This is a genomic window from Brenneria salicis ATCC 15712 = DSM 30166 (assembly GCF_003315515.1).
GTDB classification, from domain to species: domain Bacteria; phylum Pseudomonadota; class Gammaproteobacteria; order Enterobacterales; family Enterobacteriaceae; genus Brenneria; species Brenneria salicis.
In genome coordinates, this window is record NZ_QNRY01000051.1 from 1 (window position 1) to 24,032 (window position 24,032).

Here is a 24,032-nt window from a genome sequence, read left to right on the forward strand (position 1 = left end):
AAAAATGTCAGACAATTTATTAAAACCGCATCACCTTTCCCAGGCAACAAACCTGGACTAACAAAAGTGGAGCGGTAATAGGCGCAGTTATTTAGCTAAACCAATAGCGCTGGCGACAGCAAAGAACAGCGGCAAATTGGCAAACAGCGCCCCTGCTATCTGACGAATAAACCCAATGATCAACTGCGGTATTTTCATATCGCTGAACGCGTCGCCGGTAATGGCCGGATTTTGCATCGCCGCCGCCAGCCCTAGGAAAATCCCGGCGGCGGCGATCACCGAAATCGGCATCATCAGTGCTTTCCCGAATGCATGAACTTTATTGCCCAGATCTTTCATCGTTCGATCTTCCTGTTTTACCGTTCTGGTTAATTAATAGTCGGAAAACAGATTTTTTTGTCTAGACAACTAGACAAAATAACCAGAATCAGCATTCGGTCACATTTCAGGCGTCGATTAATACCGTCTATACGCCTGAAACGGACTACATCGAATACTTGCCGCCAGCACGCGATTCGCGTAAAACTGTCAGCCGCTAATCGAGCTACTGACAACCGTATTTCTGGACGCTATGTTTCAAGATAATCCGCTGCTTGCACAGCTAAAACAGCAACTTCATTCGCAGACGCCACGAGTTGAAGGTGTCGTCAAAGGCACTGACAAAGGCTTTGGTTTTCTTGAAGCTGATGCGCAAAAAAGTTATTTCATCCCTCCTCCGCACATGAAAAAGGTGATGCACGGCGATCGCATCACCGCCACGCTGCATACCGAAAAAGAGCGTGAGATTGCCGAGCCGGAATCCCTGATCGAACCATTCCTGACCCGCTTTGTCGGGCGCGTGCAGAAAAAAGATGATCGTTTGTCCATCGTCCCCGACCATCCGTTGCTGAAAGAGGCAATCCCGTGTCGTGCCGCGCGTGATGTCAGCCATCCGTTTCAGGATGGTGACTGGGCGGTGGCGGAAATGCGCCGCCATCCGCTGAAGGGCGATCGGGGATTCCACGCCGAACTAACCCAATACATCACCACCGGCGATGATCCGTTGGCGCCGTGGTGGGTGACGTTGTCACGCCACAATCTGGAGCGCGCCGCGCCGGAAGCGGAAGCGACGGAACGTCATGATGGCGAACTGATCCGTGAAGATCTGACCGCGCTTAGTTTTGTCACCATCGACAGCGCCAGCACCGAAGATATGGATGATGCCTTGTTCGCTCAGGACAATGGTGATGGTTCGCTGCAACTGACTATTGCGATCGCTGATCCGACCGCCTATGTCGCCGCGGGCAGCGAACTGGATGATATCGCCCGGCGGCGGGCTTTCACCAACTATCTGCCTGGCTTCAATATTCCGATGTTGCCGCGTCCGCTGTCAGACGATATCTGCTCGCTGCGGCCAAATGAGCGACGCCCGGTTTTGGCTTGCCGCGTCACTATTGGCGTTGATGGCGCGCTGGGCGACGATATCCATTTCTTCGCCGCCTGGATCGAATCCAAAGCCAAGCTGGTTTATGACGAGGTTTCCGACTGGCTGGAAGAAAAAGGCGCATGGCAGCCGTCCAGCGAGGCAATTGTCGAACAAATTCGCCTGTTGCAACGCATTTGTCTGGCGCGCAACGAATGGCGTAATACTTATGCGCTGGTGTTTAAAGATCGCCCGGACTACCGCTTCCTGCTGGGTGAAAAAGGCGAAGTGCTGGATATCGTGGTGGAACCGCGTCGGATCGCCAACCGCATCGTAGAAGAAGCGATGATCGCAGCTAACGTCTGTGCAGCGCTGGTGCTACGCGATAAGCTGGGTTTCGGCATTTACAATATTCACAACGGTTTTGATCCGGCTTCGGTCGAACAGGCGGTTAGCGTACTGGAAACCCACGGCATCAAAGCCGATGCGCAGGCGTTGCTGACGCTGGAAGGCTTCTGTTCGTTGCGTCGTGAACTGGATGCTCAACCCACGTCGTTCCTCGACAGCCGTATCCGCCGCTTCCAGTCTTTCGCCGAAGTGAGCACTACGCCGGGGCCGCACTTTGGCCTGGGCCTGGAAGCTTACGCCACCTGGACCTCGCCGATCCGCAAGTACGGTGACATGGTTAACCATCGCCTGTTAAAAGCGGTGATCACCCAGCAGACAGTGGAAAAACCGCACGATGACGTGACCGTTCAACTGGCTGAGCGTCGCCGCCTGAATCGTATGGCGGAACGTGACGTCGGCGACTGGTTGTATGCCCGTTTCCTGAAGGACAAGGCCGGAACAGATACTCGCTTCGCCGCCGACATTGCGGATGTGACGCGCGGCGGTCTGCGCGTTCGTCTGCTGGACAATGGCGCGATGGCGTTTATCCCCACCTCCTTTATCCACGCCGTGCGCGATGAACTGGTTTGCAGCCAGGAGATGGGCACCGTCTCCGTCAAAGGCGACGTAGTGTACCGTCAGGGTGATAAGCTTGATGTAATGATCGCGGAAGTCCGGCTGGAAACCCGCAGCATTCTGGCAAAACCCGCCGCATAATGCCCTTCTCCCGCGCCTGATACCGTTAGTTTGCGCTAGCGGTATCAGGTTTAGCGCGGCTTAACACACTGTTATACCCTGCCTCTGTGTTTAATTTTATTTACAAAAACTTATTGTTGCTCACATTTTCACAGCCCTGCTCTTCTCTTCGCCATTAAACCCACTATTGTTAAATTGCATTAACATTCGCGCTATCTCTCTTCCTGAATACGAAGGAGCCGTGGTTATGAATAACGTCAAGAGCATCGTGATCTGGCTGTTGGTCGGTATTGTGGGCGCCGTTGTTTTCGCTATGCTGGCATTAAGCCGTGGTGAACCGGTCAATGCCCTGTGGTTGGTGGTTGCTTCCGTGGCGTGTTACAGCATCGCTTATCGTTTTTACAGTTTATTTATCGCCCAAAAAGTCTTTGAACTGGATGACCGTCGTTTGACGCCGGCTGAGCGACATAACGATGGACTCGATTACGTCCCGACCAATAAATGGGTGCTGTTCGGTCACCACTTTGCGGCTATTGCCGGCGCCGGCCCGCTGGTGGGCCCGATTCTGGCGGCGCAAATGGGTTTCCTGCCCGGCACCATCTGGATTCTGGTCGGCGTGATGCTGGCGGGCGCGGTACAGGATTTTCTGGTGCTGTTCATCTCGACGCGGCGTGACGGACGCTCCTTAGGCGAAATGGCCAAACAGGAACTAGGCGCTTTCGCCGGTATCATTACCATGCTGGGGGCGCTGGGTGTGATGATCATCATTCTCTCCGCGCTGGCGTTGGTGGTGGTCAAAGCATTGGCTGAAAGTCCGTGGGGCGTCTTCACCATCGCCGCCACCATTCCTATCGCGCTCTTTATGGGTGTGTATATGCGTTTTCTGCGTCCCGGCAAAATCGCGGAAGTCTCATTAATTGGCTTCGTGCTGATGATGCTGGCGATCGTTTATGGCGGCAACGTCGCCGCGCATCCTTATTGGGGGCCGTTCTTCACCCTGAAAGGCACCACATTGACCTTGATTCTGGTGATTTATGGATTTATCGCTTCAGTGCTCCCGGTCTGGTTGCTGCTGGCGCCGCGTGATTACCTGTCAACGTTCCTGAAAATCGGCGTAATCGTTGGTCTGGCGGTCGGTATTGTCTTTGCCATGCCGGAAATGAAAATGCCGGCGGTGTCACGATTTATTGACGGCAGCGGGCCGGTGTTCTCCGGCAGTCTGTTCCCCTTCCTGTTTATTACCATCGCCTGTGGCGCGATTTCCGGTTTCCACGCGCTGGTATCGAGTGGAACCACGCCCAAACTGGTTGAGCGTGAAAGCCATATCCGTTTTATTGGCTACGGCGCCATGTTGATGGAATCTTTCGTCGCGATCATGGCGTTGATCTGTGCTTCGGTCATCGAGCCGGGAATTTATTTCGCCATGAACGCCCCGGCTGCGTTGATCGGGACGACGGTGGAAAACGCCGCGCAAGTCATCAACAGTTGGGGCTTCGTGATCACCCCGCAAGAACTGGCGGCAATTGCGCGTGATGTCGGTGAAGCCTCTGTGCTATCCCGTGCAGGCGGTGCGCCGACCTTCGCGGTCGGCATGGCGTATATCATCTCCGAGATTTTCAACAGCCGCGCGATGATGGCGTTTTGGTATCATTTCGCCATTCTATTTGAAGCGCTGTTTATTCTGACGGCGGTTGATGCCGGTACGCGGGCCTGCCGTTTTATGGTGCAGGATCTGGTGGGCGTCGCCATCCCGCGTCTGGCGAACAGCCACTCATGGCTGGGAAATCTGGCGGGAACGTCCGTTGCTGTCGCTGGTTGGGGATTCTTCGTCTATCAGGGCGTTATCGATCCGCTTGGCGGCATCAATACACTCTGGCCGCTGTTCGGTATCGGTAACCAGATACTGGCTTCAATGGCGTTGATCCTCGGTACGGTGGTGTTGTTCAAGATGAAGAAGCAGCGCTATGCCTGGGTCACTATCCTGCCGACGGTGTGGTTGTTCGTCACCTCCATGACGGCTGGCTGGCAGAAGATTTTCCACGAAAAACCCAGTATCGGTTTTCTGGCTCAGGCGAAACGCTTTGCCGGCGGTATTGAACAAGGCACGCTGATCGCGCCCGCCAAGAGTATTAAGGACATGGAAACCATCGTGTTTAGTAACCAGATAAACGCGACGCTGTGCGGTTTCTTTATGTTGGTCGCCGTCACGATGCTGGTTTCAGCGTTCTTTATTATCCGTCGGGCATTAAACAGCGCCGAACCTACCGCGAAAGAAACCGCCGTGGTGTTGCGTGAAGAATCTGGCCGCGGTTAAGAATTTCAACGGCAAAATAATTTATCCTGCCAAGCAATTTATCTTGCCAAGCAATCCTTCCGCCGGAGGGATTGCTCACCGGCGTGAATCGCTTATAAATTACTGCCCGTAATAAGCATTTTTACCGTTTTTTCGCAGATAGTGTTTATCCAGCAAGCTTTGTTGCATATCACACAGTTCTGGCGTCAACTGACGCGAAAAAATCCCCATATAGGCGATTTCCTCCAACACTACAGCGTTATGTATCGCGTTATCGGCATCTTTACCCCAGGCAAACGGGCCATGCGAGTTGACTAAAACCGCAGGCGCATCCGCCGCTGAAAGCTGACGCGTCTGGAAGGTTTCAACGATCACGTTGCCCGTTTCCCATTCATAACGCCCGTTGATCTCTTCGTCCGTCATCCGGCGCGTGCAGGGAATACCGCCATAGAAATAATCGGCATGGGTAGTTCCCCAGGCAGGAATATCTTTTCCGGCCTGCGCCCAGATCGTGGCATGACGGGAATGGGTGTGTACAATACCGCCAATATCGGCAAACGCCAGATACAGTACACGGTGAGTATCGGTATTTGAAGAGGGTTTTTTACCGCCTTCCATCACTTCCCCGCTCGCCAAATCCACCACCACCATGTCGTCCACCGTCATCACCGCGTACTCAACCCCTGATGGCTTGATCACCATCAAACCTTGCCGGCGATCCACCGCGCTGACATTTCCCCAGGTAAATGTCACTAAATGATGCCGAGGTAATGCCAGATTAGCATCCAACACCTGTTTTTTTAGCGCTTCCAACATGCAGATCTCCACCAGCGACAGGGCTATGATGTCATTCTCGCGATCACGCTCATGCCTCGCTATGGGTGAAATGGCTAAAGATCCGGTGACTTTCGGCTGCAAAGCAAGATTTACTACCTGCTGCGTATTGCCAAAAGTCACTGTTTTTTACCAATTCTTGCTATCTATAAATTGATGTGTGGGAATTAAGAGTTTTTACCTGTTACGCCATTTGCCGATGAATATACTACGCTTTAAGCAAAGGATGGCGGCATGATATTATTTAATACCGTGAAAAAGTTATTTTTCGATATTTTCCTCACTTAAAACGCGTGAGGCTAGGAATCAGAAGGGAAAATACATGAAGTTAAACAAACGTTTTGCTACTGCTGCATTAGCCATTACCTTGGTGGTTACTCTGGCAGGCTGTTCAAATATGTCTAAACGTGATCGTAACACAGCAATTGGCGCTGGTGCTGGCGCTGTGGGCGGCGCTATCTTAACCGATGGCGGAACATTGGGTACATTGGGTGGCGCGGCGATCGGTGGTTTGATTGGCCGTCAGGTAGACTAACGAATTCTCTGACAGCAGGCTGATTTACCAGCCTGCTGTTATTCATGCTTATCCACCCGCCAGTTTGACTTTCATTCCTTTGGCTTCAAGCAGTTGCTTCAGTAAATCGCGTTTATCGCCCTGAATCTCAATGACGCCATCTTTAACGGCGCCGCCGCAACCGCATTTTTTCTTTAATTCCGCGGCCAGCTTGCCCAGTGCGGCATCATCCAGATCGATACCGCTGATGACACAGACGCCTTTTCCCTTGCGTCCGCTGGTCTGCCGCTGAATGCGGACAATGCCGTCGCCTTGCGCACGAACTATTTGCTCTTCTTCTGGTTTGATACGTCCGGTTTCGGTGGAATACACCAGACGGCTATTATCGCTGTTGCTCATTACGCCACCCCGCTTCGCAGCGAAGCGCGGATATCACGCAGCGTTTGCGCCGGATCACTGGACTGGGTAATCGGACGACCAATCACCATATAATCCACCCCCGCATGCTGGGCCTGAACCGGCGTCATAATACGGCGTTGATCGCCAGCCTCGCTACCCGCCGGACGAATGCCCGGCGTCACCAGTTTGAATTGATCGCCGCATATCTGTTTCAGACGCTGCGCTTCATGCGCGGAACAGACCACGCCATCAAGACCACAATTAGAGGTCAGTCGCGCCAGCCTTTCCGCCTGCTCCGCCGGACTGACGGTGATCCCCAACTCTCGCAGATCATCCGTTTCCATGCTGGTCAGCACCGTCACGGCAATCAATAACGGCGCATCGCCGCCGAAAGGCAATAACGCCTCTTTCGCCGCCTTCATCATTCTCGCACCGCCGCTGGCATGGACATTTACCATCCACACACCCAGTTCGGCTGCCGCCGCAACCGCATGCGCCGCCGTATTTGGAATATCGTGGAATTTCAGATCGAGAAAAACATCGAAACCACGCTGATGCAGCGCCTGAACAAACTGTGGGCCAAACAACGTAAACATCTCTTTGCCCACTTTTAGACGGCAATCCTGAGGATCGATGCGATCAACAAATGACAAAGCTGCCTGCTGATCGGCGTAGTCCAGCGCTACAATGATCGGGGATGAAGAAGCCAGACTATTTCCTTGCAGATTTTTGTGTGTCACATGTCACCTCTTGATTGAGCAAAATCATTAATCGCGCCAAAAATTCCCCGCCGCATTCTACCTCTCCAGCCCCTGAAATCCCAGCCGCCTGTTGCGGTTGTTCCTCTTTCGTGTGATAGCGACCCTTTTATTGCAGCTACCGGTTTGTACCGGAATCGCCGCTGTTAAGCGGCTATTAACGCGTCAGCTTCTGGAATGGTGATGTTATGTTGTAATTAGTATGTTGTAACTAAAGAAGATGGTGATGGGTGCGACAGGCTTATTGACCGTCCAATCCACGGATCGGTTTGATGCTTGCCCAGGTACGGCAGGAAGGACAATGCCAGTATAACGACTGCGAGGTAAAACCACATTTGCGGCAGCTATAACGCGGCTTGGTGCGAATCTGCTCGCCAATCATATCGCGTAACACCAGCAGGCTCTCTTTCGCCCTGCCGTCTTCGGCTTCGTGCAAATGGAAATCCATCAGTCGATGAAACACACGCATAGTGGGATGGCGTTGAAGCTGCCGGTTGATATAAAGCTGCGCCGCTTCCGCGCCCTGCTCTTGCTCAAGGATATCGGCCAGCATCAGTTCGGCGGTCGCGCCCGTATTCTCCTCGACGCAACGCTTGAGATAATCGGACCAATTCTGCGGTTGTTGCAGGTGCTGATAACACTCCTGCAAAATCGGCAAGGTTTCGCTGACCAGTTCTTTGTCCTGATCGAGAACCTGTTGCAGCGAATCCACCGCATGCGCATAGTCCTGCCGGGCCATATAAATACGGCCCATCATGATGGAAGCCCGCGCGCACTGTTTGTCCGCCGCCGCGCCTTTTTTTAGTAGCGACAACGCCTTATCCAGATCGTCGCTGCTCATGGCCAATAGCGCCAGTTCACAGTAAAAATGCGCGATTTCCACCCGAAGCTCATCTTTGCCCATTTTCACAAGTTTTTCGGCAACGTCGATGGCATTAAGCCAATCACTGGTTGACTGGTGGATCTGCAATAGCTGCTGCAAGGCGCTGCGGCGAAAATCCTCTTCATCAACCAACTGGTTGAAAATCTCTTCCGCACGGTCGTACAATCCCGCCGCCACGTAATCTCGTCCAAGCTGTTGCACCGCCAACAAGCGTTGTTCAAACGTAAGAGAGGCGCTTTCGGTCAACGCCTGATGAATGCGGATGGCGCGGTCCACTTCACCGCGAGAACGAAACAGATTGCCCAGCGTAATGTGAGCCTCAAAGGTATTGCTGTCGTCTTTAAGCATATCCAGAAAAAGTTCGACAGCTTTGTCCTGCTGATTAGAGAGCAGGAAGTTCACCCCGGTCACGTACTCACGCGACAGACGGTTAGACTCCTGATCTTTATCCTGCTGCGCACCTCTGCGGCCCATGTACCAGCCATAAGCGGCGGCCACTGGCAGCAACAGAAACAGCAGTTCTAACATAGAAAATAATTCCTTAGTGGGTGGCAGGCTGTGCTGCTGGCGTCACATTTTCCTGGTTCGAGTCGGAAAGTTGTTGCTCCAGACGCTTGATTTTACGTTGCGCGCGGCCCAACGCAATGCGTTGACGCAGATAAAACAGGCCACAGATTACCCAGCCGAGGACAAAACCCAGCGCAAACAGCGTGGCAAGCAGCGTTGAAACGCGATAATCCCCTTGCGCCAGCAAATAATTAAACGTAACGACCTGATCGTTGTGCGCGCCCAGTGTGACAGAAATGATGAATATCGCCAGCACGAGTAAAAAAATCAGCAAATATTTCACGTTCTTTTTCCTGTGATATCGCATTAACCAAATGAATTATGCCAAATTTCGGCGCCAAACCCCATTAAATTACCATTTCCCACCCAGACAGGGAAATTCGCGCTTCCGCTTTTTCCCTCAACCACCGTGCCGCCGCCAGGAATACCATTGCGCGATATCCGCGGCCTGTGCTTGTTATTTATTCCAAGCTGAATAAAAATGACATCGTGCATCAGCAGGAGGGAAAACATGTCAAAGCAGGATGAGCAGCGATTGTTAGTCAAGATCGCTACGCTTTATTATAGCGAAGGGATGAAACAAGCAGAAATTGCTGAGTCACTCCATTTATCACAGTCATTTGTTTCACGCGCCAGGGCCGATAACGGTCAGTTGTCGGCCTTATCTTCGGCGGCCTGCTCCCTGAGCTCTTCCCGCTTTAATGACAGCGGGCCGCACCAGCGCTGAGCCAGCCAGCAGGCGGCGACCACCAGCAGCCAACTGATAAGGGTGGCGGCGATCAAATCGTGCGGCCAGTGCATACCTAAAATCAAACGGCTTACCATCACGGCATTGGCCCATATCATCAGCGCCACGACGGTTTTGTAATGCCTCCGCGCCCACAATAGCCCGACCGCAAGCAGCGCCCAGGTTGCTGCAAACATGGTATGCCCGGAAGGGAAAGCAAAACCGGTTTCAAACTGCCAGTGTTGCCGTAACCAGGTCGGGATCTGTTGTTCGCTTTCCAGTTGAGAACGCACCAGTTCGCCGCGTTCTTTGCGTGGTAAGGAATAGAAATAGCGATCGTCAATCTGATGCTTTTCTTCCAGCCAGACCACGAAAGGCCGCGACTCCTTCACCCATTCCTTAATCCCGGATTTTACCCCTTGGCCGATGAGCACCGTAATCACCATGATCACCAGCACCCCAAGCGCGGGTTTCAACCGGAAACGCAGACACCATAAAAACCAGACGCTTAATACCGCGCTGGTCAACGTCCCCCACGGCGACGTGACGGTTTCGGTTGACCAGAACAACGCTTTTACCCACCAACCGTCATATTCCGGTTGCCATTGCCATCCGCTCATCCAAATAATACCAGGGATGATGAGCAGTAGCCCCGCACCGATAGTGGTTCTTCTGGCGATTTCAAACATCTTTTCTTCCTATAATTCAGCGTGATGCCGGGAAACATTTTTTTAACAATACTATCAGAAAAACTGACATGCATTGTCAGTATGGCGTAAAATAGCGCTCAGTTATGTCAATACGCGAGCGATTGCCCCACTATTTCCTGCTGGTCAATCCCCCGATCCGGCAGTAGGATGCGCGTCAGCATTTTTGTTTTTTTGGAGAATAACATGCAGCTAAACCGGGTGGCAGAGGCCAAGTTACCCACCCCCTGGGGCGATTTTCTGATGGTGGGATTTGAAGAAATCGCCACCGGAAACGATCATCTCGCGTTGGTTTATGGCGATATTTCAGGCCCGACGCCAGTGCTGGCCAGGGTGCACTCCGAGTGTCTGACCGGCGATGCGTTGTTTAGCCTGCGTTGTGATTGCGGCTTCCAGCTTGAAGCTGCGCTGAGCCACATTGCTGAAGAAGGTCGTGGCGTGTTGTTATACCATCGTCAGGAAGGACGCAATATCGGCCTGCTGAATAAAATCCGGGCTTATGCCTTGCAGGATTTGGGCGCCGATACGGTAGAAGCCAACCATCAGTTAGGTTTTGCCGCCGACGAGCGTGACTTCACCTTGTGCGCGGATATGTTCAAACTACTGGGCGTCCACGAGGTGCGTTTACTGACCAATAACCCGCAAAAGGTCAAAATTCTTAATGAAGCGGGGATCAATATTGTAGAACGTGTGCCGTTGCAGGTTGGTCGCAATCCGAAAAACGAACACTATCTGGCAACCAAGGCCGCCAAGATGGGCCACCTGCTGGATAGCAAATAACGCGCTGTTCAGGCATCATCGGCGCGTTGCGCCGATGGTCTTTTCCCTTAATGTTTAATCACATACATATCCTGCGTATAGTATTCCCCGCGAAGGGTAGTCGAAAAACCGCCAATATAAGGTTTAACCATCTGCGATTGAACATAATAGTAGAGCGGCAATAGCGGCGTCTGCTGGTTCAAGATCGTTAGCGCCTGTTGGTAAATCGCCTGTTTCGCCTGCCTGCTGTTTTCGGTCAACGCTTGCTGTAGCAAGGCGTCATAATCCGCATTACTGAATTTGGAATTATTGTTGCTGTTATGGGTCTGCAAAATATCCAGGAAGGTACTTGGTTCATTGTAATCGCCTATCCAGGAGTATCTCACCATCGCATAGTCGCCTGAACGCACCGTATCCAGCATGGTTTTCCACTCCTGATTCTGTAGCGTGACGTCCACACCCAGGTTTTTCTTCCACATGGAACTGGCGGCGATAGCCACGCGCAGATGGGCTTCGGAGGTGTTGTAGAGCAAACTGAAACGCAATGGATTTTTCGCGTTGAACCCGGCCTGCTCCATCAATTTTTTCGCTTCCGCGTTACGCTGCGCCTGAGTCCAGGTCGCCCATTCCGGCTCCTGCCGCGTATAGCCGCCGGTGTTCTGGGGCAACAGGGTATAAGCCGGTTTCTGCCCCATGCCCAGCACTTTTTCGGCAATCACCGTTTTATCCAGGCTGAGATCCAACGCCCGCCGCACGCGCGCATCATTGAACGGCGGCTTTTGGGTATTGAACTGATAAAAATAGGTGCCTGATATCGGCGATATCTTAACTTCTTGCGGTAACTCTTTTTGCAATGCGGAAAACTGAATCGGCGATAAGGTATTCGTCATATCGATTTCGCCTGCTTTATAGCGATTTAATTCCGCCGTCGGCGAACTTATCGGCAAATAGGTCACTTTATCAATCACAGTTCGCGCGTCGTCCCAATACGGGCGGTTCCGCTTACCGACAATCCGTTCATTCACCACCCACTCACTGAGCGTATAAGGCCCGCTGCCGACAAAGTTTCCCACCGGAGTCCAGTCCGCGGGATATTTTTCGATAACCGCCTTCGGCAGCGGCGCCAATACATAGAACGCCGTCATCGCCAGAAAGTAGGAGATAGGCCGATCCAGCGTTACCTGAAGCGTGTGGCTGTCCAGCGCTTTCACACCCAGCGTATCGGGCGTTTTCCGCCCGGCCAGAATATCCGCCGCGTTTTTTACATGCATACCGGCCACATAACTGCTGTAGGGTGAGAGTGTTTTGGGATCGCTCAGACGCCGCCAACTGTAAACCACATCATCAGCGGTGATGGGCGTGCCGTCCGACCATTTTGCGTCTCGCCGCAGATGGAACGTCCAGACGGTGTTATCTTGATTATGCCAACGTTCCGCCAACCGTGGCTGCACAGTGCCGTCGTCATTGATGCGCACCAGATTGTCAAAAAAATCGTTAATGATGTGTCCTTCCACATCACTCTCCACCTTGTGGGGATCGAGCGACGCCGGTTCCGAACCGTTTCCTCGCACCAGTTCCTGCTTTTCCGCCAGCGTCACACCGGCAGGAACCGTGGCCGCAAACACACTCTTCACCGGCGCCACGGCGCACATTGCCAGTAAGGAAAGCAGCAACGATGTTCTGAACGGTTTTCTAATGACAGCAGACATATAACCTCCTGTTATAATTGAACGATGAATCGCGTTTTTTGCCTCAACCACAGCATAACCAGAATGGCTGTTCGGAGACGATAACTTCATACGGAACTGATGCAGGTGGAAACCTGCGTCAGTGAGGCGGGTTACAGCATATTACGGATCACATAGTGCAGAATGCCGTCATTCTGGTAATACGTCAGTTCATTGTGCGTATCAATCCGGCAACGGGTTTTAATCACCGTTCGGTTTCCCGCGCTGTCCTTAAGCACGACATCAACCGTAGCGCCCGGCGTTAACTGCTTCAAGCCGGTGATGGATATCTGCTCATCCCCGGTCAAGCGCAAGGTTTTCCGCGTGACGCCCTGCTCGAATTCCAGCGGCAGAATGCCCATCCCAATCAGGTTCGAACGGTGGATACGCTCAAACGATTCGGCAATCACCACGCGCACGCCCAGCAAACGCGGCCCTTTCGCCGCCCAGTCACGACTGGAGCCAGAACCATATTCCTTACCAGCGAACAGCGCCAGCGGCGCCTTTTCCTGCTGATAACGCATCGCCGCATCGTAGATGGTCATCTCATTTTGCGAAGGCACATGGCGGGTATATCCACCCTCTTTACCGGGCACCATTTCGTTACGGATACGAATATTGGCGAACGTGCCACGCATCATCACTTCATGATTGCCGCGACGTGAACCATATGAATTGAATTCATTGGTCTCTACGCCGCGTTCCAGCAGGTAGCGTCCGGCCGGGCTGTCGCGCTTGATGTTCCCGGCGGGAGAGATATGGTCGGTGGTCACGGAGTCACCCAGGATGGCCAGAATGCGCGCGTCATAAATGTCTTCTATCGGTTCAGGCGTTTTGCCCATTTCAAGAAAGAAAGGCGTCTGACGGATGTAAGTTGAATCCTGCGGCCATTGATACGTCGGGTTGTCATCCACCTCGATATCTTTCCACTCCTGAGTGCCTTCGAACACGGCTGAATACTGTTTGTGAAACATCTCGGCGCTGACGTTCAATACGGCGTCGGCCACTTCCTGTGCGGAAGGCCAGATATCGCGCATGAAGACCGGGTTCCCCTGCGGATCTTCGCCCAGCGGTTCACGGGTAAGATCGATATTCATATTGCCCGCCAACGCGTAAGCCACCACCAGCGGCGGAGACGCCAGCCAGTTGGTTTTGACCAGCGGATGAATGCGCCCCTCAAAGTTGCGGTTTCCTGACAGCACCGCGCCCACCGTTAAGTCGCCTTTTTTAATCGCCATCTCAATATTATCCGGCAACGGCCCGGAATTGCCGATACAGGTGGTGCAGCCATACCCCACCAGATTAAACCCCAGCACATCAAGGTAGGGCGTCAGTCCGGCTTTGTCATAATAATCGGTTACCACGCGTGAACCGGGAGCCAGCGAGGTTTTCACCCACGGTTTGGTCTTCAGCCCGCGTTTAACGGCATTCTTCGCCAGCAACCCGGCGGTCATCAATACGCTGGGATTGGAGGTATTGGTGCAGGAGGTGATGGCCGCGATGACGACCGCGCCCTGATACAGTCGGTGCGTCTCGCCATCCAGAGCGAAGGTTTCATAGTCCGGGCGATCTTTTAAGGTATTCACGTCGAGTTCATTACTGGCGCTGAACGCTTTCGGCACGTCCGCCAGCGCCACCCGATCCTGAGGCCGCTTCGGGCCGGCCAGACTGGTTTCCACGTTTGCCAAATCCAAAGCCAATTGACTGGTAAACACTGGTTCGTCACCCGAATTGCGCCACAGCCCTTGCCGCTTGCTGTAGGCTTCCACCAGCGCGATTTGCTCATCGCTGCGGTTGGTTAATCGCATGTAGTCCAGTGTGATTTGGTCAATCGGAAAAAAGCCGCAGGTCGCGCCGTATTCCGGCGCCATATTTGCGATAGTCGCGCGATCCGCCAGCGGCAAATAATCCAGCCCATCGCCATAAAACTCGACGAATTTGCCCACCACCCCATGTTTTCGCAACATTTGCGTTACCGTCAGCACCAGATCGGTTGCGGTAATACCCTCGCGCATTTTACCGCTCAGTTTGACGCCAACCACATCAGGCACCAGCATGGAGCTTGGTTGTCCCAGCATGGCTGCCTCGGCTTCAATGCCGCCAACGCCCCAGCCCAATACGCCAAGCCCATTGATCATGGTGGTGTGGGAGTCAGTGCCGACCAGCGTATCGGGATAAACGATCACCTTGTCGCCCCGTGTCTCATACCAGACCGCCTTGGCCAGATATTCCAGATTCACCTGATGACAGATCCCCGTTCCTGGCGGCACCACCCGAAAGTGGCTGAAAGCCTTTTGCCCCCAGCGCAGAAACTGATAACGCTCATGGTTGCGCATCATTTCCAGTTGTGTGTTATCCACCATCGCCTGCTTATCGCCAAAGTGGTCAACCGTCACTGAGTGGTCAATCACCAGATCTACGGGCGACAGCGGATTGACTTTTTTCACATCGCCCCCCAGACGTTGCACCGCGGCGCGCATGGCGGCCAGATCGACCACCGCAGGTACGCCGGTGAAGTCCTGCATCAGCACCCGTGCCGGACGATAAACGATTTCCCGCTCGACATGCCCGGTTTTCAGCCAGGAAACGACGGCCTGTAGATCGGCCTGCCGGACGGTGTCGTCATCCAGATGACGCAACAAATTTTCCAGTAGAACCTTCAAGGACTTGGGCAGGTTATCCAGTGAACCCAACTGCCGGGCGGCCAAAGGTAAGCTGTAATAATGGTAGGTTTGCTGCCGAATTGTCAGAGAATCCAGACAAGTATCGCGAAAATTTACTGACATGCTTCCTCCCAAAGTAACTTGGCGAATTGTTATTCTGTATTAGCCAGTCATTTAATAACCAGCTTGAACATACGGTCTTGTTTAAAGATAACACAAACAAAACATAACGTTTTCGTAACAAAGTGAGATGAATGCAGTGATAGCCATTTACTATTGAAAAATGCTATTGCGAGCGAGCTTATAAAAATGGAAAAAAAACTTTCGTTGCTGATAAATTAAGTAAAGATAGTAACGTCCTTGACGATATATTTAACGTTAACGGTTACCTTCACCTGGATGTGTTGAGCCACCGCTTGCGTTTAGTTAATTGCTTCACAGCCTCAACCTATTATCTGTAGTAAAACAGTTTGCAGGGAAACTGTTTGTAATGTAATTGTTATGTAGTAAAACTGTTATGTAGTAAAAACACATAATATGTTTATTGAATAAACGTTTAGCCATCATCTTATCGATAAAATAATAATATCAAGGGGTTTGCATGAAACTGTTTTATAAAGCCGGAAGCAGTTCTCTCTTTACTCACATCGTGCTGCTGGAATCTAAATTAGAATTCAAACTTGAAAAGGTGGATCTGCGCGCCAAAAAAACCGAACATGGCGTAGATTTTTTACAAATCAACCCGAAAGGACTCGTACCGGCCCTACAACTTGATGATGGCACCGTACTGACCGAAGGCGTCGCTATCGCCCAATATGTGGCGGATCTGGTTCCGCACTGTAACCTGATTGCTCCAGTGGGCAGCGTGGCTCGCTATCACACCATTGAATGGCTGAACTACATCGCGACCGAACTGCACAAAAGCTTCATCCCGATCTTCCGTCCCAGCACCCCGGAAACCTACAAAGAGCTATTAGTGGAATACTTACAGGTAAAATTCCGCTATATCAATCTGGTATTGAGCGAGCAGAATTATCTGGTTGCCAACCGCTTTAGTGTTGCGGATGCCTATTTGTTTACCGTGATGCGCTGGGCGCAGACATTAAAACTGGATATGTTCCGCTATCCCGCGCTGGCGGCCTATCTCGACCATATCGCCGAACGTACGTCAGTGACGATGGCGCTCAAAGTTGAACGCCTGAAAGGATAAAAACGTCGCCCCGTGTATGTCGCCGCCTTAAACGGGGCTTGTTCAGCTTTACAGGCGTTCCGCCTGGAAATGATGACGGGGATTGGCGATGCCGTCCTGGGCCGCCACCAGTTGCAACTCGTATTCATTCATTTCTTTCGTCATCAGCATCACTTCATAGACCGCCGCCGTGGTATGTTCCAACGCTTTGTCCAGCGCCACGCCTTTCAGTAAATTCACCAGCAATAATCCGCTGGTCAGGTCACCCACGCCTACCGGCTGACGATCAAACGCCACCAGAGGACGACTGATATGCCAGGCATCATCCAGCGTCACCAACAACATTTCAAAACTATCAGCACGATACGCAGCGCGGCTCAGGTGTTTCACCAGCACGATTTTTGGCCCTTGCAGACAGAGTGTCCGCGCCGTTTCAACCGCTTGCGCCACGTTATGCACGCGATTACCGCTGAGCAGTTCCAATTCAGGCAGATTCGGGGCAATCATATCGGCGGCCTGTAATGACTGACGGCAGTGAAATTCCGCCACCCCCGGCGCAACAATGCACCCTTTTTCGGGCGTTCCCATTACCGGATCACAAAAATAGATCGCCTCTGGATTGGCCGCCTTTACCTGACGCACAATACCTAAAATATGCTCGCCCTGTTCTGCTGAACCAATATAACCGCTCAGCACCGCGTCACAATCTTTCAGACGGTCGATATCCGCCATCCCCTGCGCAATTTCCGTCAAATGGCTGGCGGGCATCACGCAACCGGTCCAACGCCCATATTGCGTATGGTTGGAAAATTGCACTGTATTCAGCGGCCAAACGTTTGCGCCCATCCGACGCATCGGAAACTCGGCGGCGCTATTCCCCGCATGACCAAAAACAACGTGTGATTGAATGGAAAGTATGTTTTTCATTAGGAACGACTCAAATCCTTGCCTGCGTCACGGCCGTTAATAACCGTCGGACAAAATCAAGGGAGCCGATGCTCCCTTATTGGTTTTTCTTATGCTTTCCAGCAGATCAGACAGTAGTGTTTTTTGCCTCGACGCAGCAACGTATAGCGTTCAAACAGACGATCGGATTCACTGAAGGTATATTCAGGGTTAGCCTGTTTTTCACCGTTAATCGTCACCGCGTTGGAGGAAATCATGGTACGCGCCTGACCGCGCGACGGCACCAGCGCCGCGCTGACCAACGCCTGCTGCAAATCAGCATCGCGCGCCAGTTCAATTATCGGCATGCCATCCTGCGCCAACTGCGCGAAATCATCCTGCGTCATATCCTGCAATGAGCCGGAGAACAAGCTCTGGGTGATACGGCGCGCGGCGGACAAGCCGGCCTCACCATGAACCATCCGGGTTACCTCTTCGGCCAGCACATACTGCGCGCGCGGTGCTTTGCCGCTGTTCTTATCTTCTTCTTCCAGCACGTTGATCGCTTCCAGACTCATAAACGTGAAGAATTTCAGGAAACGGTAAACATCCGCGTCCGCGGTGTTAATCCAGAATTGATAGAATTTGTAAGGGCTGGTTTTGCTGGCATCCAACCAGATCGCGCCGCCTTCCGTTTTACCGAATTTGGTGCCGTCTGACTTGGTGATCAACGGGACGGTCATGCCGTAGACCTGTTTCTGATTCATCCGGCGAGTCAAATCAATACCCGACGTAATATTGCCCCACTGGTCGGAACCGCCAATTTGCAGTTCAACCTGATATTGCTTATTCAGGCAGGCGAAATCATAGCCCTGAAGCAGGTTGTAAGAGAACTCGGTAAACGAGATCCCCACATCGTCACGGTTCAGACGCTGTTTGACGGCTTCTTTATTAATCATCTGGTTAACGGAGAAATGCTTGCCGATATCGCGCAGGAAATCGAGCACATTCATGCTACCGAACCAGTCATAGTTGTTAGCGGCAACCGCACTGTTTTCACCGCAGTCAAAATCCAGGAACGGCGATACCTGACGGCGGATTTTCTCAACCCATTCACTCACGGTATCCACCGTATTCAGTTTCCGCTCCGTCGCTTTGAAACTTGGGTCGCCAATTAAGCCCGTCGCCCCGCCGACCACCGCTACAGGTTTATGTCCCGCCAACTGGAAGCGCTTCAGGCAAAGCAGTGGCACCAGATGCCCCAAATGCAAGCTGTCAGCGGTAGGATCGAAGCCGCAATACAGTGCAACCGGCCCTTGTGCCAGTCGCGCCGCCAACGCTTCCTCATCCGTCACCTGGGCAATCAGGCCCCGCTCTTGCAGTTGTTTAATCAGGTTACTACTCGCCATCGATAACTCCATTTTTGTGCAAAAAATATAGTGTGATATGCAAGGCATGACGCCTGCTCGTCAGCCGCCACGCACCTTACTTTGGTTATCATCATCCCGTTCAAATTCTGGGCTGAAACATCAGGTTAATCGCCCATTCCGGCAAAAAAATACTCAGCTGGCGCGAAGCCCCATAGGATAAAGCGCTCACGACAGGAGCGCCAGAGTTTAACGAGGATATTTAACGATCAGGGCGCTAAACGATCAACTTGCCAGCCCTCACCCTGCCGCTGGTAGAAAAACCGGTCATGCAGACGATGTTCGCCACCCTGCCAGAACTCCATTGAATCGATGGTAACGCGGAAACCGCCCCAGAAACTAGGGAGCGGCACCTCGCCGTTTTTAAATTTCTGTTTCAGTTCAAGGAATTTGCTTTCCAGCACGCCACGTGTCGAAATCCGGCTGGACTGTTTGGAAACCCAGGCGCCAATCTGACTGTCCTTGGGGCGACTGTGGAAATACTTGAGCACGTCCAGCGGCGGTAATTTTTCGGCGCGGCCCAACACCATCACCTGGCGCTCTAGCATATGCCAGGGAAAAAGCAGACTGATTCGAGAATTGTTCGCAAGATGAAGCGCTTTACGGCTGCCTAGATTGGTGTAAAACACCATGCCTTTTTCATCGTAATGCTTTAATAACACGATACGCTGGTAGGGTTGTCCCTGTTCGTCAACCGTCGCCACCGACATGGCCGTTGGATCAGCCAGTCTTGCGTCGCAAGCCTGTCTCAGCCAGCGCTCAAACAAGTCCAGTGGGTTATCGGTCAGATCGCTGCGACGCAAGCCTCCGCGCGTGTATTCACGGCGCAGGTCGGCAATATCGGCGTCCTGAACCAGCGGTGTTTTCCCGGAAGATGTGCTTTGCTGTGTCATAATATCCTGCTGTGGCGATATCGGATTCAGAAATGAGTAGTGACTCTCATTTTGCGCCCACCCCCCGGAAATCTCAATCAGCAGCGTGCTTACCCCATGACGTCGCGTCCCGATTAAGGAGCGATTAATTCAAAGTACGATTAATTCAAAGTACAGTCATCAACGATGACGCGTTCTCCCCGTTGTACAAAAGCCTGATTGCCTTTGCTCCAGAAGGTGTATGTGCCGTCGCTGTATTTTGCTCCCGAAGCGGATACCACCTGAGGTAATACATGACGCTCGCCATCCAGCAGGAAACTCGCCTGCGACGACGTCTCTGCGGGCAGCATCGTGACCGTCAACGGCATCGTGCCACACTGATAATGCAGCGTTTCCACCGTCGGTTTCGCGGCGAAGTAACTGCATCCGCTTAACAGAACCAGCGCCATCCCGGTCAGCACTCGTTTCATGACTAATCTCCTGTTGTTTTTGGCGTCCGAAAAATGCATACCACGCGGTAACATCTCATTTTTAAGGCATCAGTTTAACAATAGGCGATCGCCATAGATCTCAGCAAAATCCGATTAATCCCTTATGATCGGATAAATGGCGCCAAGCAGCGTTTCCTGACTCGCTCCGGTTACCGAAGGCAGATTACCCGGCAACCCGGATAAGGTCCGTGAAGCGAGCCAGGCAAAAGCCAGCGCTTCCATATCATCACCGCTCACGCCGAATTCATCGGTGGTGCCGACTTCAATTCCCGGCAACAGCGCAGAAAGCCGATAGAGGATCTGCGGGTTTCTGGCGCCTCCGCCGCACACCAACAGGCGCTCGCAACCTCCGGTCAACAGTACCTGATCAGCGATACTCACGGCAGTCAACTCCGTCAGCGTGGCCTGCACATCCTGCGGTGCAATTGGTGGTAGCCCCGCCAGTTTTCTCTCCAGCCACCCCATATTAAAGTACTCACGGCCAGTGCTTTTCGGCGCTGGTTGAGAAAAATAGGGATCGGCCAGCAACCGTTGCAATAGCAATGGGTTAACCCGTCCCGACTGGGCCCACTGCGCGTCTTTATCATAAGATCTGGCGCAATGACGCCAGATCCAAGCATCCAGCAGCATATTCCCCGGTCCGGTGTCATAACCGCGAACCGCCGCGCCCGGCACCAATAACGATATATTCGCAATACCGCCGATATTGAGCACGATGCGGCGCTCGATGGGGTGCGATAACAGCGCGTGATGAAAGGCAGGCACCAGTGGCGCACCCTGCCCGCCATAGGCCAAATCGCGGCGACGAAAATCTCCCACGGTGGTAATTCCGGTCATCGCGGCGATGCGATTGTTATCGCCTATCTGTAAGGTGCAAGGCGCATCGCCATTCGGCTCATGCCAGACGGTCTGCCCATGGCAACCAATGGCGGTCACATCCTGTGGATTCAGCCCGGTTTCCCGGAGCAACGCTTGCACGGCATCGGCGAACAGCAATCCTAGACGAGTATCCAACTGCCCCAGCGCAGCGAGGGTTACCCTTTGCCCCTGACACATATCCAGCACCGCTTTTTTGATCCCCTGAGGTATCGGGTGGCAATAACTGGCCTGCTGCGCGACAGTATGTTCATCAATAGCCGCCAATACGACGTCGACGCCATCAAGACTGGTACCGGACATTACACCAATGTATCTGCCTGATCTCATTTCATAACCTTTTTTCCCACAGGATAAGAAGAAGGATGATTACCACAAACAAAAGCCGATGCCATAAATTTCGCGCTCGGTTTATCATCGGTTTACGCACACTATCATAGTCTGCAAAAAAGCGTAAAAAGAGTGGAATGGGGCGTTAAGCCATACCATAATTTACAGGTATAACATTCGTCGGCCAAGGCGCTGCCTTCCCGACATATTTGCCATTACAGGAGTCTTTATTATGATGAAGCGTTTGCTTGTGGTTACGCTGGCTGGTGTCACACTGGCCGGCTGCGCCAATACCAGTACGCTTTCGGGAGATGTCTATAGCGCCTCCGAAGCCAAACAGGTGCAGACTGTCACTTACGGTACTATTGTCTCAACCCGTCCGGTACAAATTCAGGCAGGTGAAGATTCCAATGTCATCGGCGCGCTTGGCGGCGCGGTTCTGGGTGGTTTTCTGGGTAATACCATTGGCGGAGGTTCTGGCCGTAGTCTGGCGACCGCGGCAGGCGCAGTGGCAGGCGGCGTAGCAGGTCAAAGCGCGACCGGCGCCATGAACCGTACTCAAGGTATTGAACTGGAAATTCGCAGAGATGACGGCAACACCATCATGGTCGTTCAGAAACAAGGCGACACGAAATTCAGCGTAGGTCAGCGCGTTGCTATGGCCAGCAATGGCCGCAACATTACCGTGTCCCCGCGCTAATATATAACGGCAATCACCACGTTAAGTGGCGATTGCCGTCAATTATCAAGTCCCGTAAAAACAATTAATAATAATCTTGATGATTATTGCGGGATTTATATTTTGCGGCTAATGGCAAATCTATTGAACCTGGCTCTCATGCATAGCCAATATGTTCTTTTCCAGTCGCGCAATCAGCAAGGCCAATTCATCGACCTGTTCAGGCGTGATGCCAAATAACACTTCATTACGAGTATGACTAATTACTTCATTGACGGCCTGAATAATCGGCTCGGCGGCTTCGGTCAGCATGATGCGCTTAGCGCGGCGATCGTGTGGGCAAACATGTCTGGTAATCAATCCCTTATCTTCCAGTTGATCTAATGTCCTGACTAATGACGGCTGTTCTATCCCTATCGCTTTAGCCAGTTGAATCTGCGACTGACCAGGCGGCAGGTGATATATATTATGTAGCGTCACCCAATGCGTTTGTGTTAATTCCAGCGGTTTTAGTCGATGATCTACTAGAGCACGCCAAACGCGCACCAGACGAGCTAAATCAGATCCTAATGGCAATTCCATCACCTCTCCTTATAATTAGCGAACTAAGTTATATCCCTGGATTGCAATCAACTCTGATTTATAACAATGGAAAACAGCTTTTATTATAGTGAAAACAATTCTACCAAATAAAAGTCTTATAAAAATGATCTCAGACTTATATTATTATCTGAACATTGGCCAGCGTTTAAGTTCAGAATAAAGATGGCTGCTGTGGTTCTACTGGCGGCGACGCCGTTTTTTCTGTACGTTGCAGACGTTTCATTCTCTGTCGGCAAAGACGCAATACCTCCTGTTTTTGCGTATCACTCATTTGCCCCCAACTAAAACGCTCGTTGCGACTGCGCAAACAACCGCGGCAATATCCACGTTCATCGGACTGGCAAACACCACGACAAGGGTTGGGGACAACAAACAGTTCAAGTTGCTCTGGCACTGAACCTCCCTCCACAACACTATTTATTGAAGCGTTGTTCTCTCCGGCTGGCAAGCCTTAGCTATCAGTAACCATAAAAAAAATCAGGTAGACGTTGTTATATTTGACGATTTTTTTTCACGCCGATAGGTTCTGAACGCTTTTTTCCCGGCATTCTCCCCTGTTTTTAAACGCATATCGTCACTCATGACAACCACCGACGCCCTCGCCCGACGCCACACTACCCGAATATCTCACGTTCGACCAGCGCAATGAAGTCCTAATTGTCCTATATTCGTTCTCATTTATCTATCCGGCTAATGGCTTGGACTCAACATACGCGCAACGCTATACTTCTTTTTTACCGACTTTTTTCACCCGCCATGTTGCGGTCAACCACAGTAGCCAATCGAGGAAAATATGCGCTTACTTCATACCATGCTGCGTGTTGGCGATCTACAACGCTCTGTCGATTTTTACACCAAGGTTTTGGGCATGCGCCTGCTGCGCACCAGCAAAAACGCCGAATACAAATACACGCTGGCTTTTGTCGGTTATACCGATGAAAGCGAAGGCGCTGTCATTGAATTAACGTATAACTGGGGCGTCGATCACTACGATATGGGGAATGCCTTCGGCCATGTTGCATTGGGTGTCGATGATGTCGCCGCCACGTGCGAGCGCATCCGTCAGGCTGGCGGCAATGTTACCCGCGACGCTGGTCCGGTAAAAGGCGGCACTACGATTATTGCCTTCGTTGAAGATCCCGATGGTTATAAAATCGAACTGATTGAGAATTCACACCTTGGTCAGGGCCTTGGCAGCTAAATAGCTGTTCCAAATAGTAGATCACTTTGAGGGAACTCAGTCCGGTTTGAGCGATCTGATCAATCGCTAAAAATCACAAATCACCAACCGGACTGAGCGATGCCGATCATAGCACCAATACCCCGTACCGAACGACGTCGGATGCAGAAAACCATCCATAAAA

22 protein-coding genes and 2 pseudogenes are annotated in these 24,032 nt (G+C 52.1%); 8 read left to right on the top strand and 16 right to left on the bottom strand.

The features are described from left to right. Positions 1-90: 90 nt before the first annotated feature. Positions 91-339, bottom strand: a pseudogene (locus tag DES54_RS16015) (PTS transporter subunit EIIC); the annotation flags it as partial. Positions 340-571: 232 nt separating this feature from the next. Here DES54_RS16015 and DES54_RS16020 point away from each other — a divergent pair. Both DES54_RS16020 and DES54_RS16025 read left to right on the top strand, forming a co-directional pair. After that, positions 572-2,506: an exoribonuclease II gene (locus tag DES54_RS16020; RefSeq protein ID WP_113869062.1), complete on the top strand. Its 1,935-nt coding sequence runs from the start codon at positions 572-574 to the stop codon at positions 2,504-2,506. A 226-nt stretch (positions 2,507-2,732) separates the two neighbouring features. Next, positions 2,733-4,799: a carbon starvation CstA family protein gene (locus tag DES54_RS16025; protein WP_113869064.1), complete on the top strand. Its 2,067-nt coding sequence runs from the start codon at positions 2,733-2,735 to the stop codon at positions 4,797-4,799. Positions 4,800-4,898: 99 nt separating this feature from the next. Here DES54_RS16025 and araD read toward each other — a convergent pair whose 3' ends face one another. After that, complete coding sequence (araD, locus tag DES54_RS16030; RefSeq protein WP_113869066.1) at positions 4,899-5,594, bottom strand: L-ribulose-5-phosphate 4-epimerase; 696 nt, start codon at positions 5,592-5,594, stop codon at positions 4,899-4,901. 340 nt (positions 5,595-5,934) lie between these two features. Here araD and osmB point away from each other — a divergent pair, with 340 nt between their 5' ends. Beyond that, on the top strand, positions 5,935-6,147 hold the full coding sequence (osmB, locus tag DES54_RS16035) for an osmotically-inducible lipoprotein OsmB (RefSeq protein ID WP_113869068.1): 213 nt from the start codon (positions 5,935-5,937) through the stop codon (positions 6,145-6,147). Positions 6,148-6,195: 48 nt separating this feature from the next. Here osmB and yciH read toward each other — a convergent pair whose 3' ends face one another. The 4 genes from yciH to DES54_RS16055 all read right to left on the bottom strand — a co-directional run bounded on the left by yciH (position 6,196) and on the right by DES54_RS16055 (position 9,016). Next, the gene (gene yciH / locus DES54_RS16040) at positions 6,196-6,525 is read right to left on the bottom strand and encodes a stress response translation initiation inhibitor YciH (protein WP_113869069.1); all 330 of its coding nucleotides are present in this window, start codon (positions 6,523-6,525) and stop codon (positions 6,196-6,198) included. Then, positions 6,525-7,265, bottom strand: a complete 741-nt coding sequence (gene pyrF / locus DES54_RS16045; RefSeq protein ID WP_113869071.1) for an orotidine-5'-phosphate decarboxylase — start codon at positions 7,263-7,265, stop codon at positions 6,525-6,527. Before pyrF ends, yciH begins: the two co-directional genes overlap by 1 nt. A 259-nt stretch (positions 7,266-7,524) precedes the next feature. Next, positions 7,525-8,694, bottom strand: a complete 1,170-nt coding sequence (lapB, locus tag DES54_RS16050) for a lipopolysaccharide assembly protein LapB (RefSeq protein WP_113869073.1) — start codon at positions 8,692-8,694, stop codon at positions 7,525-7,527. Positions 8,695-8,707: 13 nt separating this feature from the next. Beyond that, complete coding sequence (locus DES54_RS16055) at positions 8,708-9,016, bottom strand: LapA family protein (protein WP_113869075.1); 309 nt, start codon at positions 9,014-9,016, stop codon at positions 8,708-8,710. 228 nt (positions 9,017-9,244) lie between these two features. Here DES54_RS16055 and DES54_RS16065 point away from each other — a divergent pair. Beyond that, positions 9,245-9,367 (top strand): annotated as a pseudogene (locus DES54_RS16065) (sugar-binding transcriptional regulator); the annotation flags it as partial. A 14-nt stretch (positions 9,368-9,381) separates the two neighbouring features. Here the strand turns inward: DES54_RS16065 and pgpB are convergent. Then, positions 9,382-10,149 carry a phosphatidylglycerophosphatase B gene (gene pgpB / locus DES54_RS16070; protein WP_113869079.1) on the bottom strand — a complete coding sequence of 256 codons (768 nt, stop codon included), beginning with the start codon at positions 10,147-10,149 and terminating at the stop codon, positions 9,382-9,384. Between the two features lie 204 nt (positions 10,150-10,353). Here pgpB and ribA point away from each other — a divergent pair, with 204 nt between their 5' ends. Continuing rightward, positions 10,354-10,947, top strand: coding sequence for a GTP cyclohydrolase II (ribA, locus tag DES54_RS16075; protein WP_113869107.1), 594 nt, complete (start codon positions 10,354-10,356; stop codon positions 10,945-10,947). Positions 10,948-10,994: 47 nt separating this feature from the next. Here the strand turns inward: ribA and DES54_RS16080 are convergent, their stop codons facing one another. Next, positions 10,995-12,635: an ABC transporter substrate-binding protein gene (locus DES54_RS16080; protein WP_113869081.1), complete on the bottom strand. Its 1,641-nt coding sequence runs from the start codon at positions 12,633-12,635 to the stop codon at positions 10,995-10,997. Positions 12,636-12,766: 131 nt separating this feature from the next. Further along, the gene (acnA, locus tag DES54_RS16085) at positions 12,767-15,439 is read right to left on the bottom strand and encodes an aconitate hydratase AcnA (RefSeq protein WP_113869083.1); all 2,673 of its coding nucleotides are present in this window, start codon (positions 15,437-15,439) and stop codon (positions 12,767-12,769) included. A gap of 478 nt (positions 15,440-15,917) precedes the next feature. Between acnA and gstA the strand changes: the two genes are divergently transcribed. After that, a complete protein-coding gene (gene gstA, locus DES54_RS16090; RefSeq protein WP_113869085.1) occupies positions 15,918-16,526 on the top strand; it encodes a glutathione transferase GstA in 609 nt (202 codons plus the stop codon). Between the two features lie 48 nt (positions 16,527-16,574). Here the strand turns inward: gstA and pdxY are convergent, their stop codons facing one another. The 5 genes from pdxY to anmK all read right to left on the bottom strand — a co-directional run bounded on the left by pdxY (position 16,575) and on the right by anmK (position 21,386). Next, positions 16,575-17,432, bottom strand: coding sequence for a pyridoxal kinase PdxY (gene pdxY / locus DES54_RS16095; RefSeq protein ID WP_113869087.1), 858 nt, complete (start codon positions 17,430-17,432; stop codon positions 16,575-16,577). Positions 17,433-17,521: 89 nt separating this feature from the next. Further along, positions 17,522-18,799: a tyrosine--tRNA ligase gene (tyrS, locus tag DES54_RS16100; protein WP_113869089.1), complete on the bottom strand. Its 1,278-nt coding sequence runs from the start codon at positions 18,797-18,799 to the stop codon at positions 17,522-17,524. Between the two features lie 227 nt (positions 18,800-19,026). Next, a complete protein-coding gene (gene pdxH, locus DES54_RS16105; RefSeq protein ID WP_113869091.1) occupies positions 19,027-19,710 on the bottom strand; it encodes a pyridoxamine 5'-phosphate oxidase in 684 nt (227 codons plus the stop codon). Between the two features lie 140 nt (positions 19,711-19,850). Continuing rightward, positions 19,851-20,159 (bottom strand): MliC family protein, encoded by a 309-nt coding sequence (locus DES54_RS16110; RefSeq protein WP_113869093.1) that lies wholly within the window; start codon positions 20,157-20,159, stop codon positions 19,851-19,853. A 114-nt stretch (positions 20,160-20,273) separates the two neighbouring features. Then, on the bottom strand, positions 20,274-21,386 hold the full coding sequence (anmK, locus tag DES54_RS16115) for an anhydro-N-acetylmuramic acid kinase (protein ID WP_113869095.1): 1,113 nt from the start codon (positions 21,384-21,386) through the stop codon (positions 20,274-20,276). Between the two features lie 232 nt (positions 21,387-21,618). Between anmK and DES54_RS16120 the strand changes: the two genes are divergently transcribed. After that, on the top strand, positions 21,619-22,086 hold the full coding sequence (locus tag DES54_RS16120) for an outer membrane lipoprotein (RefSeq protein ID WP_113869097.1): 468 nt from the start codon (positions 21,619-21,621) through the stop codon (positions 22,084-22,086). 120 nt (positions 22,087-22,206) lie between these two features. On the opposite strand, the gene slyA is transcribed toward DES54_RS16120, so the two are convergent. Both slyA and DES54_RS16130 read right to left on the bottom strand, forming a co-directional pair. Next, on the bottom strand, positions 22,207-22,647 hold the full coding sequence (gene slyA / locus DES54_RS16125; protein WP_113869099.1) for a transcriptional regulator SlyA: 441 nt from the start codon (positions 22,645-22,647) through the stop codon (positions 22,207-22,209). A gap of 172 nt (positions 22,648-22,819) precedes the next feature. After that, positions 22,820-23,062, bottom strand: coding sequence for a DUF1289 domain-containing protein (locus tag DES54_RS16130; RefSeq protein WP_113869101.1), 243 nt, complete (start codon positions 23,060-23,062; stop codon positions 22,820-22,822). Between the two features lie 399 nt (positions 23,063-23,461). On the opposite strand from DES54_RS16130, the gene gloA reads away from it, so the two are divergent. Next, positions 23,462-23,869, top strand: a complete 408-nt coding sequence (gloA, locus tag DES54_RS16135; RefSeq protein WP_113869103.1) for a lactoylglutathione lyase — start codon at positions 23,462-23,464, stop codon at positions 23,867-23,869. The last annotated feature ends 163 nt before the right edge of the window (positions 23,870-24,032 follow it).

Bases quoted from the DNA above. Each gene is read 5' to 3' on its own strand.
- DES54_RS16020 (WP_113869062.1), top strand. From the start codon at position 572: ATGTTTCAAGATAATCCGCTGCTTGCACAGCTAAAACAGCAACTTCAT.
- DES54_RS16025 (WP_113869064.1), top strand. From the start codon at position 2,733: ATGAATAACGTCAAGAGCATCGTGATCTGGCTGTTGGTCGGTATTGTG.
- araD (WP_113869066.1), bottom strand. From the start codon at position 5,594: ATGTTGGAAGCGCTAAAAAAACAGGTGTTGGATGCTAATCTGGCATTA.
- osmB (WP_113869068.1), top strand. From the start codon at position 5,935: ATGAAGTTAAACAAACGTTTTGCTACTGCTGCATTAGCCATTACCTTG.
- yciH (WP_113869069.1), bottom strand. From the start codon at position 6,525: ATGAGCAACAGCGATAATAGCCGTCTGGTGTATTCCACCGAAACCGGA.
- lapB (WP_113869073.1), bottom strand. From the start codon at position 8,694: ATGTTAGAACTGCTGTTTCTGTTGCTGCCAGTGGCCGCCGCTTATGGC.
- pgpB (WP_113869079.1), bottom strand. From the start codon at position 10,149: ATGTTTGAAATCGCCAGAAGAACCACTATCGGTGCGGGGCTACTGCTC.
- ribA (WP_113869107.1), top strand. From the start codon at position 10,354: ATGCAGCTAAACCGGGTGGCAGAGGCCAAGTTACCCACCCCCTGGGGC.
- DES54_RS16080 (WP_113869081.1), bottom strand. From the start codon at position 12,635: ATGTCTGCTGTCATTAGAAAACCGTTCAGAACATCGTTGCTGCTTTCC.
- acnA (WP_113869083.1), bottom strand. From the start codon at position 15,439: ATGTCAGTAAATTTTCGCGATACTTGTCTGGATTCTCTGACAATTCGG.
- gstA (WP_113869085.1), top strand. From the start codon at position 15,918: ATGAAACTGTTTTATAAAGCCGGAAGCAGTTCTCTCTTTACTCACATC.
- pdxY (WP_113869087.1), bottom strand. From the start codon at position 17,432: ATGAAAAACATACTTTCCATTCAATCACACGTTGTTTTTGGTCATGCG.
- tyrS (WP_113869089.1), bottom strand. From the start codon at position 18,799: ATGGCGAGTAGTAACCTGATTAAACAACTGCAAGAGCGGGGCCTGATT.
- pdxH (WP_113869091.1), bottom strand. From the start codon at position 19,710: ATGACACAGCAAAGCACATCTTCCGGGAAAACACCGCTGGTTCAGGAC.
- DES54_RS16110 (WP_113869093.1), bottom strand. From the start codon at position 20,159: ATGAAACGAGTGCTGACCGGGATGGCGCTGGTTCTGTTAAGCGGATGC.
- anmK (WP_113869095.1), bottom strand. From the start codon at position 21,386: ATGAGATCAGGCAGATACATTGGTGTAATGTCCGGTACCAGTCTTGAT.
- DES54_RS16120 (WP_113869097.1), top strand. From the start codon at position 21,619: ATGATGAAGCGTTTGCTTGTGGTTACGCTGGCTGGTGTCACACTGGCC.
- slyA (WP_113869099.1), bottom strand. From the start codon at position 22,647: ATGGAATTGCCATTAGGATCTGATTTAGCTCGTCTGGTGCGCGTTTGG.
- gloA (WP_113869103.1), top strand. From the start codon at position 23,462: ATGCGCTTACTTCATACCATGCTGCGTGTTGGCGATCTACAACGCTCT.